Raw genomic sequence first — 18479 nt, forward strand, 5'->3', positions numbered from 1 at the left:
TCCCGCTTGCGGGGTGAGAGGGGCAGCTTGCGAACCACAGGTTCGCTGCCCATCGAACGCCCTTGCGCCAGCGCAAGGGCCGGGGCGCGGAGCGAGGGTTGGGATGAGGGGGAGCTTTTGATCCTGCCGGCAAGGCCCCTGCCGAGCATGGCTCGGCACTACAGTGGCCCGCGTTGGCTTTAGCCCTTCTCCCGCTTGCGGGAGAAGGTGCCCCGCAGGGGCGGATGAGGGGACGCTTTTGATCTTGCTGGTAAGGCCCCTGCCGAGCATGGCTCGGCACTACAGTGGCCCGCGTTGGCCTTAACCCTTCTCCCGCTTGCGGGGTGAGAGGGGCAGCTTGCGAACCACAGGTTCGCTGCCCATCGAACGCCCTTGCGCCAGCGCAAGGGCCGGGGCGCGGAGCGAGGGTTGGGATGAGGGGCGCTTCTGATCTTGCTGGTAAGGCCCCTGCCGAGCATGGCTCGGCACTACAGTCCCCCGTTTACTTGCGGGCGGTGAATATCGGCGTCAGGTAATCGATGCTGCCTTCGATCCGCTCCAGCGTGGGGTAACGCAGGCCGTCGTGGTAATCGATACTCAGTGTGCGGTACACGTCCACTTCCTTCACCAACAGACGCACTGGCTGCTTGCTGTCCTTGGCTGCTCGCACGGCTTCCTCCAGTTCGTCTGCGCTGTATTGCAGATCGTTCACTGCCAATACCTGCATGCCCGTACCAACACCTGCATTGAACGCGGCACTGTCCCAGCGCACTTCGTTGACGTAGCCGGCCGGACTCAGGGAAACACCCAGCGAGTAGATGAAGTTGGCACCGCGGCCCTTCATCGTCGCCTTGAAGTAAGCACTGGGCTTGTCCTTGTAGACCAGCTTCCAACCGGCCGCTTCAATGCCGCCGACCAGACCGGTCTTGCGTTCAAGACGATCGCGCAGGAACTGCGACCAGTCACCGGTCGGCTGCACCTGCTCCAGGGTGGCGGCGACGTCGTCGTAGGTGTAGGTATCCGGGCGCTCCCATTGACCGTCGTTCTGGCCGAAGAAGGCCTTGGCAAAATCATCCAGGCTGCGCTTGCCGCCACTGAGCGTGCGCAGGCGCACGTCGGCTTCCAGCCATAGCATCTGCCCGCCCTGGTAATAGTCCTCGCTCATCTGGTAGCCGCGATAGGGCTTGGGCTTGCGACGGGCGATCACCGGGTCGTTGGTGGTATCGCCCAGCGAACGCCACTCCAGGCCAGGGCGGTTATCCGCATAGGTAGCCGCAACCATCGCCAGCGCATCACGCGAAGCGTCCAGCGGACGGATACCAGCGCGCGCGGTCAGCACATTGCCCCAGTACTGGGTCTGCCCTTCGTAGACCCACAGCAGGCTGCCCTGCATCGGCACGTTGTAGTTCAACGTAGCCAAGTCGGCCGGGCGACGGTACTTGCCGTCCCAGGAATGGGTGTATTCATGGCCGAGCAGATCGCTGCTGCCGACCTTGGCATCCCAACCGCTGAAGTAATCGCGGTCTTCGCTGTTCTCGCTGGAACGCTGGTGCTCAAGGCCGATGCCGCCGAGCTGGTTGGTCACTGCGAACAGGAAGTCGTAGTGATCGTAATGCTCGGCGCCGAACAACTTGCGTGCCTGCGTAACCAGCGCGCGGTGTTGTTCGATGTGCTCGGGCTTGGCTTCCAGATCTTTTGCCCGATCAGCAAACACGTTCAAGCGCACCGGGCGGGTGCCGGCCGGGGCCAGGTCGAACATACGATGGTAGCGGCCAGCGAACACCGGCGAGTCAACCAGGATTTCCAGATTGGTCGGCGCGTAGTTGACGGTATCGCCATTGCGACTGGCCACCGTCAACGCGCTGGCCGCATCCCAGCCCTGCGGGTAGCGCGCACTGGCCTGGTAGGTGATGGCGTGCGCGGCGTGACCAGCCGGATACAGCAGCATCGCGTTCCACTGCAGGTTGAGCATGTTCGGCGTCATCACCGCGCGGCCTTGGGCCGAATCGGTGGGGCTGAGGAACTGGAAGTCCATGCGCAGTTCGGTGACGCCTTCGGGCACCTGCACGTTGAAGGTGTAGACATCGAGCGGGTCGCGTACCCATTCCAGGCGCTGGCCATTGGCGTTGATCACCAGCCCGGCCAGCTTTTCGATCTGGCCGCTGGGCGAATGGCTGCCCGGCAACCAGGCCGGGTAATGGAAGCGCTGCAGGCCTGGCTGCACCGGTACGGTCTGCCGTACCTTGAACACGCGCTGGCCGAGGTCGGTGGCGTCCACTTCGAGGCGAATGGTGCCGGGATAGGCAGCCTCACTGATCTTCACCCCGCGTGCGTCCACGTCAACCACCGCCGGCGCCGCGTTGGCCAAACCCATGGCGGCCATCAGGGCCAACCCCAGTACTGCAGGACGGAACACATGCATCACCAACCTCTCGCTTGTCTGAGAGGGCCATGATGCGGCAAGCCTGTGGTGCCTGACACGGGCCGATGGTCATCAACACCTCAGCGGTAGTGCCGAGCCATGCTCGGCAGGGGCCCTATGCACCAACCAAAATCACCGGCTAGCCTCGATTTGTAGGAGCGGCGTGAGCCGCGAAGCCACGAATGCCTGCAGGTCTGGCATTCGTGGCGATTGCTATCGGGCCGGTTGGGATTGTGCTGTCTGCTGCTTCGGTGGGGGCAGTGGCTTCGCGGCTTACGCCGCTCCTACAAACAAAGCGCGGGCTTACGTGCGAACGAATATTTCCACGCGCCGATTCAGCTGCCTACCGCCAGGGCTGTCCCTGCCATTGACCTCATTCGGCGCAATCGGCTGCGATTCACCGTAGCCATGTGCGGTTGCATCGGTTGCACTGCCCCGCTGGCGCAGTGCTGCCAGCACGGCCTGTGCGCGACGCTCGGACAGATCCTGGTTGTAGTCGTCACTGCCCTTGGCATCGGTGTGACCACGGATTTCCATTGCGCTCGAAGGCACTTTACCCAGCGCCGTCGCCAATACATCCAACACCTTGCCAGCATCGGGACGGATCACGTCCTTGTCGAAATCGAACAGCACCTTGTCGTTGAGGGTGATGACGTAGCCACACGGCGCACCCGATGGCTTGAACTTGTCCAGCAGCGGAAACTTCCCGGCTGGCGGCAACGGCGGCAGCGGTGCCATCTTTACTTCGCGCGGTACCGCACCGATCGTGCCGGTGCCGTCACCGCGGTTCTCGACGATGCCCTCGGGGCCACCGATCCACTTGCCCGAGCCATCGGCGTTGATCTCGATGTTGCCGTCGCTGCCAACCCAGCTGCCGGAACCGTCGCCATGGTTCTCGATGCTGCCGAAGCCACCCACCCAGCTGCCTGCACCCTTGCCGTCCAGTTCGATATTACCGTGCGCGCCCACATAGGTGCCGGAGCCATCAGCATTCACTTCGAAGGTACCTGCCTCGTTGACCACGCTACCGCTGCCATCGGGCTTTACTTCCACCACGCCGTCGCCGGTGACCGCCTGGCCACTACCATCGGCACCGATGTTGAACACGCCGTGGCCGCCGACGCGCTCCAGGTTGCCTTGCGCGTCGACGTTGGTGAAGCCGCTTTCATTGACCAGTCCACCGTCGGTGGCGCAGTTGGCCGGGCGCACACTGATGCCGGCGACCGGATCGATCAACGATTGCATCGACAACTCCAGCCGCTTCTGTGCCGGGCCGCTGCCGATGATGCTGGGCACCATGATGGTCGGTATCACCGGGAACTCAATGCTGCCTGCGGTGAGCACTTCCGCGTTGGAGGCCGTTGGCGCAGCGGCCGCCGCAGGCGCAGCTTCCGGCGTTGCAGCAACAGGTTGATCGGCAGGTGCATCGCGCCCGCAGGCGGCGACAAGAACGCTGAGACAAGCCAGTGACACGACAGCAACACGCATGCAGCAACTCCATTTGTGCGGGAACAGGCATTGTTGCCAAGGCGCCGTTCAATTTCCGTGACCACCGCTTCGCGGCGGGTGCCTCGATCAGGATTCATCCAGCGCAGCGAAGGATGCCGCAAGGTGATCGATGAACAAGCGCACCGACGGCAACAGGCCGCGCCTGGAAGGAAACACCGCGTGGATGATTTCCTTCGGCGGCGCCCAGTCCGGGGCGACATTGACCAACTGCCCTGCCTCCAGCGCATCGCGCACGATCATAGTTGGCAACTGCGCCACGCCAACGCCGGCCAATGCCGCGGCACGCAACGCCACCATGCCGCGGGTGATCAAACGCGGATGATGCGGCACTTCGGCAGTCGCGCCATCCGGGCCGATCAAGCGCCAGACATGCTCACCCTGCGGCACACCCAAGGCGACGCTGGGCAATAGATGCAGATCCTCCGGGCCATGCGAATGGCCATGCGTTTCAAGCAAAGAGGGGGTCGCCACCAGGCATTGGGTGCGCTCGGCCAACACCTTCAACACCAGCTCGCTGTCTTCCAGCGGCGGCGGGCGCACGCGGATGGCGACATCGACACCTTCGGCGATGACGTCCACGCGGCGGTTGGTGGCATCCAGGTGCACTTCCACATCCGGGCAATGCGCCATGAACTCGGCCACCATCGCCGCTACCCGGAAATCCAGCAGCATGGTCGGGCAACTCACCCGCACCACACCACGCGGCTGCGAGCGGGTCAGCTCGATGGATTCGGCCGCAGCCTCGGCCTCCACCAGCATCGCCCGGCAATGCGCGTAGAAGGTCTGGCCGACCTCGGTGACCGAGAAGTGGCGGGTGGAACGCTGGATCAGGCGCACGCCCAGCCGTTCCTCCAGCAGGGCGATACGCCGGCTCAGCTTGGACTTGGGCTCGCCCAGCGCGCGCCCGGCCGGGGCAAAGCCGCCGTGCTCAACCACCTTGGCAAAGTAGTACAGGTCGTTCAGGTCCTGCATTGCGGCTCCAGCGTTCACCAAATAGGACTATCAGACCACTTTTTACCGTCTACCGGGGTGATCGTCCCAAATCTAATCTTTGCTCCAACGCCGGCGCACCCCGCGCCGCCCAAGGAGCAGACAGATGAAGAAGATCAGTGGCCTGTACAGCGCGCCCCGCCCGCATTGGGTCGGTGATGGCTTCCCGGTCCGTTCGTTGTTTTCCTACAACACCCACGGCCGCCAGCTCAGCCCCTTCCTGCTGCTGGACCACGCCGGCCCGGCTGAGTTCAGCCCCACCACCAGCCCGCGCGGCGTTGGCCAGCATCCGCACCGTGGTTTCGAGACCGTCACCATCGTCTATGAAGGCGAAGTGGCGCACCGCGATTCCACCGGCGCAGGCGGCGAGATCGGCCCGGGTGACGTGCAGTGGATGACCGCTGCCTCCGGCATCCTGCATGAGGAGTTCCACTCCGAAGCCTTCACCCAGCGCGGTGGCAAGCTGGAGATGGTGCAGCTGTGGGTCAACCTGCCGGCCAAGGACAAGATGTCGGCACCTGGTTACCAGAACATCAGCAACGCCGACATTCCGGTGGTACCGCTGGCCGATGACGCCGGCACGGTGCGGGTGATTGCCGGTGAATTCGGCGGCCAGCGTGGACCGGCCCGTACGCATACGCCGATGGACGTGTGGGACCTGCGCCTGTCGCGTGACAAGCACACCACGCTGCAGTTCGCCGAAGGCCACACCGTGGCGATGGTGGTCATGCACGGCACTGTGTTGCTCAACGGCAGCCAGCTCGCCCGTGAAGGCCAGCTGGTGCTGTTCGACCGTGCTGCCGGTGAGGTGGAACTGGAGGCCAATGCCGACGCCACCGTGCTGGTACTGGCCGGTGAGCCGATCGACGAGCCCATCGCCGGCTACGGCCCGTTCGTGATGAACACGCAGGAAGAAATCCGTCAGGCGATGGATGACTTCAACTCCGGCCGCTTCGGCCAGATCGCAGCGTAATCCGCCGATGACCGGGTTTAACCACCCGGTCATCTTTCTCTCGCGCTGGCGTTACTCCGTCGGCGCGACCCTGCCCCTCCCAATGGTGAGACAGCCATGTATACCTTCCCTCAAGTTGCCAACTTCAATGGCGCAAAACCCGTCATCGATCCGGACAACGTCGCGATGCTGTTGATCGATCACCAGAGCGGCCTGTTCCAGACCGTGCACGACATGCCGTTCACCACGCTGCGGCGTTTGGCATCGACGTTGGCCAAGCTTGCCTCGCTGGCGAAGATCCCGGTGATCACCACCGCCTCGGTACCGCAGGGCCCGAATGGCCCACTGATTCCGGAGATCCACCAGAACGCACCGCATGCGAAATACGTGGCGCGCAAAGGCGAAATCAACGCCTGGGACAACCCTGACTTCGTGCAGGCAGTGAAGGACACCGGCAAGAAGCAATTGATCATTGCCGGCACCATCACCAGCGTGTGCATGGCGTTCCCGTCGATTGCGGCGGTGGCCGATGGCTACCAGGTGTTCGCGGTGATTGATGCCTCCGGCACCTATTCCAAGCAGGCGCAGGAAATCACCTTGGCGCGGATGATGCAGGCCGGTGTCGTCGTCATCGACGTGGCTGCGGTCGCCTCGGAACTGCAGAAGACCTGGAACCGCGAAGACGCCGCCGAATGGGCGCAGGCCTATACCAACATCTTCCCCAACTACCAGTTGCTGATCGAGAGCTACAGCAAGGCACAGGAAGTAGTGACCAACCACGAGCAGCTGGATTCGCAGCGCAGCTGAGCCGGATCGCGACAAGGCAGACCTTCGCCGCTTCATCTTCGTCTAGCACTGGGCCAGCCATGAGCTGCGCGAAAAGCACCATCACCACGGTCCACACATCAAGTACTTCGAAGCGCACCACGCCGACGCCGTCGAGCGCATGGAAGCGGCGTACTTCATGGACCTCGTCAAGTAAGTCCCCCGTTTACCCCGCCGCGATATGCGGCGCGATGCCCAAGCGCGTGCTGCGCCTTCAGCACCCCAGAAAGGAACCTCGCCATGACCAGTGAAACCAAGCGTGACCCCAAGCGTGACGACCTGCTGACCCCAGAAAACTCGGCGCTGATCGTCATCGACTACCAGCCGGTACAGGTGAACTCCATCGCCTCGATGGATCGCCAGCTGCTGGTCAACAACATCGTCGGCGTGGCCAAGGCCGGCAAGGTCTACGGCCTGCCGATCGTGCACTCCACGGTCAACGTGAAGACCGGCCTGAACCACCCGCCGATCCCGCAACTGCGCCGCGTGTTGAAGGATGAGCCCACCTACGACCGCACCACCATCAACTCCTGGGAGGACGTGGAGTTCCGCAAGGCTGTGGAAGCCACCGGCCGCAAGAAGCTGATCATGACTGCCCTGTGGACCGAGGCCTGCCTCACCTTCCCGGCGCTGGACGCACTGCGCGAAGGCTATGAGGTGTATGTACCGGTGGACGCCGTGGGCGGCACCTCGCTGGCCGCGCATGAGGCAGCCCTGCGCCGCATCGAGCAGGCTGGCGGCAAGATGATCAGCGTGCCGCAGCTGTTCTGCGAACTACAGCGCGACTGGAACCGCGCCGACACCGCCAAGCAGTTCATGGAGCTGTTCATCAGCACCGGCGGTACCGCCGGCATCCAGTTCTCCTACGACGCTGCCGAGTAAGCAGATAGCGCCCCTCCCTCTCCGGCAAACGGAGAGGGAGAGACATGGCTGCACTCGGGCAATCAGCAGGCATCGTGCCGGCCTCGGCGCTCGTGCATGAATACGCAGGCACTATCCAAAGGTCCAGTTCCACCCATCACTGCTGCCGCGCTACCGTCCCCCGGTTGCTTCCCACGGTACCCGCCCCATGCAGCCCACGACCCAAGACACCGCCTCGGCGCGCTTCGCGATCCGTTGTGCGAATTTCGCCGAGCGCTGGTTCCCCGATTCCTGGGTGTTCGCCGCCCTCGCCCTTGCCGCGGTCTCGCTGGCCGCGCTGTCCATAGGCGCCGCGCCTACCGACACCGCCAAGGCCTTCGGTGACGGCTTCTGGAGCCTGATCCCCTTCACCATGCAGATGGCCTTCGTGGTGATCGGCGGCTATGTGGTGGCCTCTTCCGGCCCGGCCTCGCACTTGATCGACCGGCTGGCGCGCGTGCCAAAGAACGGTCGCAGCGCAGTCGCCCTGGTCGCCATCGTGTCGATGACCGCATCGTTGTTGAACTGGGGTTTGAGCCTGGTATTCGCCGGCCTGCTGGTGCGCGCATTGGCACGCCGCAGTGAATTGAAGATGGATTACCGCGCCGCCGGTGCGGCAGCGTATCTCGGTCTCGGTGCGGTATGGGCGCTGGGCCTGTCCTCATCGGCCGCACAGCTGCAGGCCAACCCGGCCAGCCTGCCGCCGTCGATCCTGTCGATCACCGGCGTCATCCCCTTCACCGAAACCATCTTCCTGTGGCAGTCCGGCGTATTGCTGGCCGCGTTGGTGGTGGTATCGCTGATCATTGCCTATGTCACCGCACCGGCCGCCAATTCCGCGCGCGATGCCGCTGATTGCGGCGTGGATGTCATGAGCGATGCGGCACCGGTCAAAACCAAGCCGACCCGCCCGGGTGAATGGCTGGAACACAGCCCGCTGTTGATCCTGCTGCTGGTTGCGCTTGCCGCTGGCTGGTTGATCCACGAGTTCAGCACCAAACCAGCGATCCAGGCGATCTCCGGTTTGAACACCTACAACCTGCTGTTCCTGATGGCCGGTGCACTGCTGCATTGGCGTCCACGCAGTTTTCTCGACGCGGTCTCACGTGCCGTGCCCTCGACCACCGGCGTGCTGATCCAGTTCCCGCTGTATGGCTCCATCGCCGCCATCATGACCACGGTCAACGGAAGCGAAGGCCATAGCGTGGCCCACATCATCTCCACCTTCTTCACCCAGATCGCCAGCCACGACACCTACGCGCTGCTGATGGGCAGCTACTCGGCGGTGCTGGGCTTCTTCATTCCCTCCGGCGGTGGCAAGTGGATCATCGAAGCGCCGTACGTGATGCAGGTAGCCAACGACCTGCACTACCACCTCGGCTGGTCGGTACAGATCTACAACGCCGCCGAAGCCCTGCCCAACCTGATCAACCCGTTCTACATGCTGCCGCTGCTCGGCGTACTCGGCCTGAAGGCCCGCGACCTGATCGGCTTCACCTTCGTGCAGCTGCTGGTGCACACCCCGCTGGTGCTGCTGCTGTTGTGGGCACTGGGTGCGACGCTGGCGTATACGCCGCCCGTAATGCCGTGATGGCTTGCCGCAACGATTGAAATCAGAACGCCACGCATTGCGTGGCGTTCTGATTTCTGCGCCCTGTAGTGCCGAGCCATGCTCGGCAGGGGCTTTCCAAGCAATCAAAGCGACAACCGCACAGGCGCTTCAACAATGTAACCACAGCGCCGAAGTCAGCTGAATATCACCTTGGCGCCATCAACCTTCAATGTGCCCGCCTTCTTCAGACCCACGATCAGCGCATCAACCTCCTGAGTATTGATCTGATTCTGAAAATTGGACGCGATGTGTTTCTTCAACGCCGCCAGAGTTCCAGGCTTACCACTTGTCATCTTGGCCAACAGCGCCTTCATTCGAGCGAGCTTTCTGCCGCTGTCATCGCCTTCGCCTGTACAGCCTTCTTGGCCACGGCAACCGCAGGCTTCTTGGCGGGCGGTTGGGCTTTCTCAACTACAACCGTCACTTTCTTCGCATTCGCTTTTTCAGCGGCCTTTGACGCAGACACCACAGGCTTGTCGGCGAGTGCGGGCTTGAACAGCGGCATATCACCAACCGCTGCCGATCGGCAGGCAAGAATCTTCTTCGTCTTCAGATGCTGTACCAGAGGATCGAATCCGGTGTCCTTGGAGATGATGTGGAAGAACCCACGTGGGTCGACTGTCGCCAACTGTCCGATATGGAAGGCGATATGGAAATCCAAGGCATTGGAACCATTGCCAGATATCCGCACATAGTCGGCGCGCTCGCGCATGACCTGCATCTGGATTGCCAGTTCCGACGATAGTTTGGTCTGCGCGGCACCAACGAATACCCAGAGACGGACATCCTGACGATCAAGCAGATTCAGATCGGTCGGCTGGACGTTCTCGTGATCGACCAACACGTAGTTGATGCGCCGGTTCTCCACCGGCACCAGCGTCGCAATAGCTTCAATCTGCATTCCCTGCAATTCCCCTGCTGCCCTGTTTCGAATCTTCGCCCAGCATTGCTCGTTTGCCAAACCACACCCTTGAACTGAACACATTCAGTTCGTTGCTTTCGATGCAATTTCAGTAGAACGACAAATGACCTCCAGCCCATTGCATCCCCAGCTGTAACTGCCACGATTCCCCAGCCACCACCCATCAGGAACCGGCCATGCTGTCCGCTGCACTACGCGTGTTTGTTGTGGGATTGCTTTGTGTCGCCGGCAACGCCGCGGCGGCACCGCCGGATGCAGCCACCCTGCAGGCCATCGAGGCCACTGCTTACGACTACATGGACGGGCAGCTTGAAGGCGATGTCGCGCGGGTGACGCGGGCGCTGCATCCAGACCTGGCCAAGCGCAATCTCGTTGCCAATCCGAATGAAACCCTGGGCCTGGGCCGGATGAGCTCGGATGAGCTGATCCGCTTCACCCGCGAGGGCGCGCTGAAGACACCGCGCGAGCAGTGGCAGCGTACGGTGACCGTGCTGCAGGTGGATCAGGACATCGCCACGGTGCGGCTGGAGAGCCCGTGGTTCATCGATCACCTGCAGATGGGCCGGTTTGATGGGCGCTGGGTGATCGTCAATGCGTTGTGGCATCGGAAGGTGCGGGGCTCCTGAGTCAGGTTGCGTGGCCTTTGGGTCTACGTGTCAGGAGCTTCCCCCCACCCCAACCCCCGCTCCGCGCCCCGGCCCTTGCGCTGGCGCAAGTGCGTTCGATGGGCAGCGAACCAATGGTTCGCAAGCTGCCCCTCTCACCCCGCAGGCGGGAGAGGGGCTTTACTTCGTTTTGAATTTTTCTTGAACCGATACTGAACAGAGCCAGCAAACCCCGCTATCGTATGCGGCTTCCAACCGCAGCCCGCCGCGCCAGCCATGAGCCAGACCGAAGTCGTGCATTCCACTTCCGAACACGGCAGCTGCGAGAACTGCCGCACGCCGTTGCAGGGCCACTACTGCCATGGCTGCGGGCAGTCGGCGCATAACCCGCTGAAGAATTTCGGGCATGCGGTCGAAGAGGTGTTCGAATCGTTCTGGCATCTGGATGGACGCATTTTCCGCACTCTGCGCGATCTGCTGGTGCCGGGCCGGATCGCCGTGAATTTCCTCAAGGGCCAGCGCGTCGGCTATGTGCAGCCGCTGCGGCTGTTCGTGATCCTCACCCTGTTCACCTTCTTCGTCGGCAAACTGACCCTGCACGCCGATGACTTCGGCACTGGCAACAACGCCGACCCGGCCTTCGCCAAGGCGCAGACTGTAGCCGAGGTGGAAGCGGTACGCGCCGCTCAGCTGGCGCAGATGGAACTGCAGCAGAAGACCAACCCTGCGGCGGCGCCAGCGCTTGCCCTTGCCATGGCAGCGATCAATACGTCGGCTGCGCAGCGCAGCGCGGAGCTCGAAGCAAAGGCGCAGCCTGTTGCTGGCAGCGCAACGGACTTGGCGCTGGCGCGTGCCGACGAAGCTGCAGCGCGAGCCAGCGCTGAGAACAAAGCCGTCTTCGTCAACATCCCGATCAATGGCAAACCCTGGGACCCGGAGACCAACCCGATCGTGCTCGAGGGCTGGCCGAAATTCGTCAGCAACTGGCTCAACCGTCGCCTGGCCAACGGCCAAGCCAACGTCGAGCGCATGGGCAGCAAGACCGATCTGTATGTGCAGGCCATCCTGACCTCATTGCCCGGTGCGCTGTTCTTCCTGATGCCAGTTTTCGCGCTGGTGTTGCGCCTGGCCTACATCATGCGGCGACCGATGGGCTACCTGGAGCATCTGGTGGTGGCGCTGTATAGCCACTGCTGGCTGATGCTGGTATTGCTGACCACCTTCCTGATCGCCGGCATCAGCGGCGCGATCGGCAACGCCGTGGTCAGTTCGATCTGCGCCTGGCTGTATGTGCTGCTGTGGCTTGCGGTGCCGGTGTATCTGTTCTGGATGCAGCAGCGCGTCTATGGCGGTAATCCGGTGCTGACGCTGCTGCGCTACACCTTCATTGGCGGCATCTATTTTTTCCTGGTGACCTTTGTGGTCATGTACGCAGTGCTGGCCGGCGTTTCGGCTTAAACCCGGTTTAATCCAAGGTTCAAGCCAGCGCTCCCTGCATCCAGCCCTTGCGTGCAACGGCTGGATGGAAGCTCCAGGCAACAAAGCGGCTCTGCTTGTTGCCCTGTGCCATCGCTACCTCGCGCACCTCGGCCACGCCAGCTTTTGCCAGCTGTTTGTGGATATCGGCCAGGTGCTCGCTCTTGGCCACCAGCGAACTGAACCACAGCACCTGATTCTGGATATCCGCGCTCTCGCGGATCATCCGGCGCAGGAACGATGCCTCACCACCGGTGCACCAGAGTTCGTTGGCCTGACCTCCGAAGTTCAGTGCTGGCGCCTTGCTGCTGCGTGCCTGCACGCCGCCGAGATTGCGCAGCTTGCGCTGGCTACCCTGCGCCGCCTCTTTCGCCGAGGCATGGAAGGGCGGGTTGCACAGGGTCAGATGGAAGCGCTCATCGGCCTGCAACAGGCCAACGAACAGATTGCCCCTCGCATGCTGCTGGCGCAGTTCGATGACCTGATCCAGACCATTGGCCTGCACATTGGCATTGGCGGCCTGCAGCGCATCCGCGTCGATATCGCTGCCAAGAAAGCGCCAGCCGTATTCGGCCTGCCCCAGCAAGGGATAGATGCAGTTGGCGCCGACGCCAATGTCCAGCGCGCGCACGCCGCGGCCGCGTGGGATCACGCCGTTGTTGTCTGCAGCCAGCAGATCCGCCAGACCGTGCAGATAGTCGACCCGGCCCGGCACCGGCGGGCACAGGTAACCGTCCGGGATATCCCAATGCTGGATACCGTAGTCGCTGGCGAGCAGCGCGCGGTTGAGTTCGCGCACGGCGGCTGGGTTGCTGAAATCGATGCTGTCAGTGCCGGCCGGGGTGCGGATCAGGTGCGCGCGCAAGGCCGGATTCGCCGCGACCAAGCGCACCAGGTCATAGCGACCCTGGTGGCGGTTGCGCGGGTGCAGCTGCGGCTGTGCCGCTGCTTGCCTATTCGAGCGTTGTGGCCGGGAAATCATGTTCTTGTTGGGCGCTAGGGGTAACGAACCAGGGCAATCGGTGTGCTTGTAGGAGCGGCGTAAGCCGCGAAGCACGTACAGCAGCAGATGACATGTATTGCCTGCACCTGGGGCATTGTCAGCTTCGCGGCTTACGCCGCTCCTACAGGTTCAACGGCCTTCTACAGCTCCATACCCTGCACGTTCTGCAGCAACTGCACACCGTGCTCACCCACGCGCAGCGCAAGCGCCGCGGCAATCGCCGCATGCGCATCACGCAGCACTTCGGCTTCATTCTGACTGGCGTCGATGACCTGCTTGTTGGGCAGATCCAGCTGCTGGAAGATCAGCCGGCAGCGCTCCAGGTTTTGCGCGGTCTCGAAGTGGTTGGGCTTGTCGCCACGCGCGCGGATGCGCTCCAGCCCCTGCTCCGGCAGCAGATCCAGCAACAGCAGCAGGTTCGGGCGCGGTGCGAAATCATTGGCCTGCAGCATCTCGTCCAGCGGCAGGCCGGCGGCGCCCTGGTAGGCCACCATCGACGGGAAGTAGCGGTCGAGGATGACGACCTCGCCACGGGCCAGGGCCGGGACGATGACCTCTTCGACGTGCTGGCGACGGTCGTGCAGCAGGTATTCCACCTCCTGCTCCGGGCTCAGTCGGCCAGTGGCGGCGGAAGCGCGCAGACGCGTCCCCCAAGGGCCATTGGTCGGTTCCTTACCCACCACCACCTGTGCCCCTGCGGCACGCAGGTGCTGGGCCAGTGTGTGGGCGAGCGTAGTCTTGCCAGCGCCATCAATGCCTTCGATGGCAATGAGCAGGCCGCCGGGAATCTGTTGGTTATCCATGGGCGCTACTTTAATCGGATCCGGCTGATATCGCTCGACTTGACGCCGCTCCAGCCCGGCCAACCGCCACGCAGGGAACAGGCCGGCTTCAGCGCGCGGGCGCGGTGCAGCCGTTGATCACACAGTATTCGGCGGCCCGCTGCTGCTCCTGCTCGGTCAGCTCCGGCGGCGGCCGGGCGATGGCGGACTGGATCTGATCGGGGCCGCCGGTGAGTTTGTTCAGCCCCTGCGCGGCCTTCATCAGGCCGTAGCCGATGCCCATCATCAGGTAGCCACCGCTCATACCGACCTGCTCGGGTGAAGGCGGCTCGCTCCAGTTCTTGCTGAAACGGTTGGGCGCGGCCTGGACCGGGTTCTTGAAGCGATACAGGTCCAGCGGCTCGTCGTCTTCGGGCTTGATGGCGCGTACTTCGCCCAGGGTGGTGACGTTGCCTTGTGCCGGCACTTCAACAGCATCGCTTGGCTCGGCCTGCGCGTTGGCGGCACGTTCTGGTTCGGCAACGACGCCCGAAGGAGGCGCGACAGGTGTGCTTGCCGGTGCGCCTTGCTGCGCCTGTGCCCCCCCCGCCAGCATCATGCCAGCCAACAAAGTGCTCCATTTTACCGGTAATGCCACAGCCATCCACCCTGCCTGTTGCGTGTCGCCGTCAGCATACGCAGGCGCTGCTTCAGTTTTTGTTGGAATCGCGCTGCTCGTTCAGCATGTCGTAATCCCAATGGGTCTCACGGCGTGAGACACCGATATGCTTCCATGACACTCTTTGATCGGCAGTTGCGTGCATGGCGTTCTCCCTCGCTCCCCGCACCGAAGCCAGCGAACGGGCGCTGGCAACCACCGATGGCCTGCCCTCGCGTGATGGCTCGCTGTTGGGCCAGCGTCTGGCCCGGCGCTACAAGGACCGGGTCACTGGCAGCTTCACCATCCCCGGCCGCGAAGGCAGCTATGCGCCAATTCCCGACGACGTGCCTGATGCGCTGAAAGCCGCTTTAAAGGCGCGTGGCATCGAGCAGCTGTATTCGCACCAGGCCGAGGCCTGGGACGCCAGCCAGCGCGGCGAGCACGTCGCCATCGTCACCCCCACCGCCTCCGGCAAGTCGCTGTGCTACACGCTGCCAGTGGTGAGCGCGGCCATGCAGGGCAACGCCAAGGCGCTGTACCTGTTCCCGACCAAGGCGCTGGCGCAGGACCAGGTCGCCGAGTTGCTGGAACTCAACCGCGCCGGCGATCTTGGCGTCAAGGCGTTCACCTTCGACGGCGACACGCCCGGCGATGCGCGGCAGGCGATCCGCCTGCACGGCGACATCGTGGTCAGCAACCCGGACATGCTGCATCAGGCGATCCTGCCGCATCACACCAAGTGGGCGCAGTTCTTCGAGAACCTGCGCTATGTGGTGATCGACGAGATCCATACCTATCGCGGCGTGTTCGGCAGCCATGTCACCAATGTGATCCGCCGGCTCAAGCGCATCTGCGCGTTCTATGGCGTGCAACCGCAGTTCATCCTGTGCTCGGCCACCATCGGCAACCCGCATGCGCATGCCGAGGCGCTGGTGGAAGAGCGGGTACATGCGATCACCGAATCCGGCGCACCGACCGGGCCCAAGCATGTGCTGCTGTGGAACCCGCCGGTGATCAATCCGGATCTGGGCCTGCGCGCATCGGCACGTTCGCAGGCCAACCGCATCGCCCGCATCGCGATCAAGAGTGGCCTGAAGACCTTGGTGTTCGCACAGACGCGCTTGATGGTGGAAGTGCTGACCAAGTATCTGAAGGACATCTTCGACAATGACCCGCGCAAGCCGGCACGCATCCGCGCCTATCGCGGCGGTTATCTGCCGACCGAGCGCCGCGAGGTGGAACGGGCGATGCGGGCCGGCAATATCGACGGAATCGTCAGCACCTCGGCGCTGGAGCTGGGCGTGGATATTGGCGCGCTCGACGTGGTCATCCTCAACGGCTACCCGGGCAGCGTTGCGGCGACGTGGCAGCGCTTTGGGCGCGCCGGCCGGCGCCAACAGGCCGCATTGGGGGTGATGGTTGCCAGCAGCCAGCCGCTGGATCAGTACGTGGTGCGGCACCCGGATTTCTTCGCCAACGCCACGCCCGAGCATGCACGCATCTCGCCGGACCAGCCATTGATCCTGTTCGATCACATCCGCTGCGCCGCGTTCGAGTTGCCGTTCCTGGCCGGCGAACCGTTCGGGCCGATCGATCCGCTGGTGTTCCTGCAGGCGCTGGCCGAGACCGAAGTGGTGCATCAGGAAGGTGACCGCTGGGAGTGGATTGCCGACAGCTATCCGGCCAATGCGGTGAGCCTGCGCGCGGTTGCAGATGGCAACTTCGTGGTGGTGGATCGCAGTGACGGCAAGCAGCAGATCATCGCCGAGGTGGATTACTCCGCCGCGGCGCTGACCCTGTACGAAGGCGCCATCCACATGGTGCAGAGCACGCCATATCAAGTGGAGCGCTTGGATTGGGACGGTCGCAAGGCCTATGTCACCCGCACGCATGTGGATTACTACACCGACAGCATCGACTACACCAAGTTGAAGGTCTTGGACCGCTTTGACGGCGACGGTGCCGGCCGCGGTGATTCGCATCATGGCGAAGTGCATGTAGTGCGCCGCGTGGCCGGCTACAAGAAAATCCGTTACTACACGCACGAGAACATCGGCTACGGCCCGGTCAACCTGCCCGACCAGGAGCTGCACACCACCTCGGTGTGGTGGCAGCTGCCGCAGGCCACGCTGCTGCGCAGCTTCGCGCAGAAGCAGGATGCGCTGGATGGCTTCCTTGGTGCCGCTTATGCGCTGCACATTGTCGCGACCGTGGCGGTGATGGCTGATGCACGTGATCTGCAGAAGGCCGTGGGCAATGGCGATGGCGCCTGGTTTGCGGTTGCCGATCAGACTGGCCGTGGCCAGCTGCGTGGCAATGAAGCTGGTGAAGCCACGGTGGAACTGATGCAGAGCTTCGTACCCACGGTTTACCTGTACGACAACTTCCCCGGCGGCGTGGGCCTGAGCGAACCGCTGTGGCAGCGTCAGGGCGAGCTTGTGCAGCGCGCGTTGGAACTGGTGGAGCGTTGCGACTGCAATGCCGGTTGCCCAGCCTGCGTTGGTCCGGTATTGGCTGCGCAGGAAGAAGAGAAAGGCCCGACGCCACGCTCATTGGCGTTGACCGTGTTGTCGCTGCTGTCGGCCGAGCGTTGCGATCAGGTACCAACCATCGTCGTTGACGAGGCACTCGACCTGCTGCCATGAGCATCAGCCTGGACAAACTCAAAGCCCTGCGTAAACAGGCAGGGCTGGCGACGGCGCCGTCTGCGGTGTCTGCAGCCCCCATAGCTGTTGTGGGAGCGGCGTCAGCCGCGAAGCCACCAATCGTGGAAGCTGCAGCAGTGCCTGTTGCTCCGGATGCATCGGGTTCTTCGTCGGCTGCGGATGCTGCACCGGCTTCGCGGCTTACGCCGCTCCTACAAGAGCCGAAGACGGAATCCTCGGTATTCGGCTGGGTCGATCAGATCCAGCACAAACCCGCAGTCCCGCAGGACGGCGCTGCATTGCGACGCTTGTTAGCGACACGCAACCGCGCCATCGCACCGGCACAGCCAGTCGAACGCGGGCCGGTTGATCGCGATCTACCCGGCACCGAAATCGCGCCCGGCCTGCACCTGATCGAAGCCTTCATCCCGCAAGCGATTCCCAGCGCTCCTTTGTCACTGGCTTTCAGCAAGCGTCCCGAAGAATCAGTCGCGCCACAGGACCTGCTGTTCTTCGACACCGAAACCACCGGCTTGGCCGGCGGCACCGGCACCCGCGCTTTCATGATCGGCGCCGCCGATTGGCATCACGATGCAGCGCGCGGCGAAGGCCTGCGCGTGCGCCAGCTGCTGATGTCGACGATGGGCGCGGAGAGCGCGATGCTGGAGTTGTTTGCGAGCTGGTTGTCACCAAGCACGGTGCTTTCCAGCTACAACGGCCGCTGTTACGACGCACCGTTGCTGAAGACGCGTTACCGCTTGGCGCGGCGTGGCGATCCGATTTCGGCGTTGGATCATGTGGACTTGTTGTTCCCCACCCGCCGGCGTTATCGCGGCACCTGGGAAAACTGCCGGCTCGCGACCATCGAACGGCAGTTGCTGCTGATCGCACGCGAGGATGACTTGCCGGGTTCGGAAGCGCCTGCGGCGTGGTTGAGCTATCTACGCGGTGGCAGCGCGCGCAACCTGCGCCGTGTTGGTGAGCACAATCATCAGGACGTGGTGACTTTGGCGCTGTTGTTCTTGCGCTTGGTACAAGTGGAAGCGGATGAGCGGGCGGCGTTGGCTTTGGAGGCTGAGGGCTGAGCTCGGTGCTTCGCTCGGCGTTGCTCGAAGAGCTTACCCCTCCCCAGCCCTCCCCGTGGGGGGGGCCACGGCGGGGGGGCGGGGGGGGGGCCCCCCCCAAGGGGGCCGCCCCCGGGGGGGGGGGGGGGGGGG

Annotated in this window: 15 protein-coding genes and 1 pseudogene; 8 read left to right on the forward strand and 8 right to left on the reverse strand. The window is 63.4% G+C overall.

Annotated features, from left to right (window positions below; genetic code table 11):
- Nucleotides 1-481 precede the first annotated feature (481 nt).
- From ACVOLZ_RS20620 to ACVOLZ_RS20630, 3 genes are all read right to left on the reverse strand, one after another.
- Nucleotides 482-2401: a M61 family metallopeptidase gene (locus tag ACVOLZ_RS20620; protein WP_481517762.1), complete on the reverse strand. Its 1920-nt coding sequence runs from the start codon at nucleotides 2399-2401 to the stop codon at nucleotides 482-484.
- 303 nt (nucleotides 2402-2704) lie between these two features.
- Nucleotides 2705-3889, reverse strand: coding sequence for an OmpA family protein (locus ACVOLZ_RS20625; RefSeq protein WP_481517763.1), 1185 nt, complete (start codon nucleotides 3887-3889; stop codon nucleotides 2705-2707).
- An 87-nt stretch (nucleotides 3890-3976) separates the two neighbouring features.
- Complete coding sequence (locus ACVOLZ_RS20630; RefSeq protein WP_481517764.1) at nucleotides 3977-4882, reverse strand: LysR family transcriptional regulator; 906 nt, start codon at nucleotides 4880-4882, stop codon at nucleotides 3977-3979.
- 124 nt (nucleotides 4883-5006) lie between these two features.
- Here ACVOLZ_RS20630 and ACVOLZ_RS20635 point away from each other — a divergent pair, with 124 nt between their 5' ends.
- From ACVOLZ_RS20635 to ACVOLZ_RS20650, 4 genes are all read left to right on the forward strand, one after another.
- On the forward strand, nucleotides 5007-5873 hold the full coding sequence (locus ACVOLZ_RS20635) for a pirin family protein (protein WP_481517765.1): 867 nt from the start codon (nucleotides 5007-5009) through the stop codon (nucleotides 5871-5873).
- Between the two features lie 96 nt (nucleotides 5874-5969).
- The gene (locus ACVOLZ_RS20640; protein WP_481509526.1) at nucleotides 5970-6659 is read left to right on the forward strand and encodes an isochorismatase family protein; all 690 of its coding nucleotides are present in this window, start codon (nucleotides 5970-5972) and stop codon (nucleotides 6657-6659) included.
- Between the two features lie 258 nt (nucleotides 6660-6917).
- Nucleotides 6918-7559, forward strand: a complete 642-nt coding sequence (locus tag ACVOLZ_RS20645) for a hydrolase (RefSeq protein ID WP_312370980.1) — start codon at nucleotides 6918-6920, stop codon at nucleotides 7557-7559.
- Nucleotides 7560-7746: 187 nt separating this feature from the next.
- On the forward strand, nucleotides 7747-9168 hold the full coding sequence (locus ACVOLZ_RS20650) for a short-chain fatty acid transporter (RefSeq protein WP_481517766.1): 1422 nt from the start codon (nucleotides 7747-7749) through the stop codon (nucleotides 9166-9168).
- Between the two features lie 155 nt (nucleotides 9169-9323).
- Here ACVOLZ_RS20650 and ACVOLZ_RS20655 read toward each other — a convergent pair whose 3' ends face one another.
- Nucleotides 9324-9503, reverse strand: coding sequence for a hypothetical protein (locus tag ACVOLZ_RS20655; RefSeq protein WP_481517767.1), 180 nt, complete (start codon nucleotides 9501-9503; stop codon nucleotides 9324-9326).
- Entirely contained in the window at nucleotides 9500-10090 is a 591-nt protein-coding gene (locus ACVOLZ_RS20660; protein ID WP_481517768.1) for a PIN domain-containing protein, read from the reverse strand. Before ACVOLZ_RS20660 ends, ACVOLZ_RS20655 begins: the two co-directional genes overlap by 4 nt.
- Before the next feature lie 197 nt (nucleotides 10091-10287).
- Between ACVOLZ_RS20660 and ACVOLZ_RS20665 the strand changes: the two genes are divergently transcribed.
- Both ACVOLZ_RS20665 and ACVOLZ_RS20670 read left to right on the forward strand, forming a co-directional pair.
- Nucleotides 10288-10737, forward strand: a complete 450-nt coding sequence (locus tag ACVOLZ_RS20665; protein WP_481517769.1) for a nuclear transport factor 2 family protein — start codon at nucleotides 10288-10290, stop codon at nucleotides 10735-10737.
- A 255-nt stretch (nucleotides 10738-10992) separates the two neighbouring features.
- Nucleotides 10993-12174 carry a DUF3667 domain-containing protein gene (locus ACVOLZ_RS20670; protein ID WP_481517770.1) on the forward strand — a complete coding sequence of 394 codons (1182 nt, stop codon included), beginning with the start codon at nucleotides 10993-10995 and terminating at the stop codon, nucleotides 12172-12174.
- Nucleotides 12175-12193: 19 nt separating this feature from the next.
- On the opposite strand, the gene rlmF is transcribed toward ACVOLZ_RS20670, so the two are convergent.
- The 3 genes from rlmF to ACVOLZ_RS20685 form a co-directional block, all read right to left on the reverse strand.
- The gene (gene rlmF / locus ACVOLZ_RS20675; RefSeq protein WP_481517771.1) at nucleotides 12194-13174 is read right to left on the reverse strand and encodes a 23S rRNA (adenine(1618)-N(6))-methyltransferase RlmF; all 981 of its coding nucleotides are present in this window, start codon (nucleotides 13172-13174) and stop codon (nucleotides 12194-12196) included.
- A 161-nt stretch (nucleotides 13175-13335) separates the two neighbouring features.
- Entirely contained in the window at nucleotides 13336-13998 is a 663-nt protein-coding gene (gene tmk / locus ACVOLZ_RS20680) for a dTMP kinase (protein ID WP_481517772.1), read from the reverse strand.
- An 88-nt stretch (nucleotides 13999-14086) separates the two neighbouring features.
- Nucleotides 14087-14620 (reverse strand): hypothetical protein, encoded by a 534-nt coding sequence (locus ACVOLZ_RS20685; protein WP_481517773.1) that lies wholly within the window; start codon nucleotides 14618-14620, stop codon nucleotides 14087-14089.
- Nucleotides 14621-14778: 158 nt separating this feature from the next.
- On the opposite strand from ACVOLZ_RS20685, the gene ACVOLZ_RS20690 reads away from it, so the two are divergent.
- Both ACVOLZ_RS20690 and ACVOLZ_RS20695 read left to right on the forward strand, forming a co-directional pair.
- A complete protein-coding gene (locus ACVOLZ_RS20690; protein ID WP_481517774.1) occupies nucleotides 14779-17262 on the forward strand; it encodes a DEAD/DEAH box helicase in 2484 nt (827 codons plus the stop codon).
- Nucleotides 17238-18347: pseudogene (locus ACVOLZ_RS20695) on the forward strand (ribonuclease H-like domain-containing protein); the annotation flags it as partial. The gene ACVOLZ_RS20690 and the pseudogene ACVOLZ_RS20695, both read left to right, overlap by 25 nt.
- Between the last annotated feature and the right edge of the window lie 132 nt (nucleotides 18348-18479).

The organism is Stenotrophomonas sp. STEN020 (genome assembly GCF_056760195.1).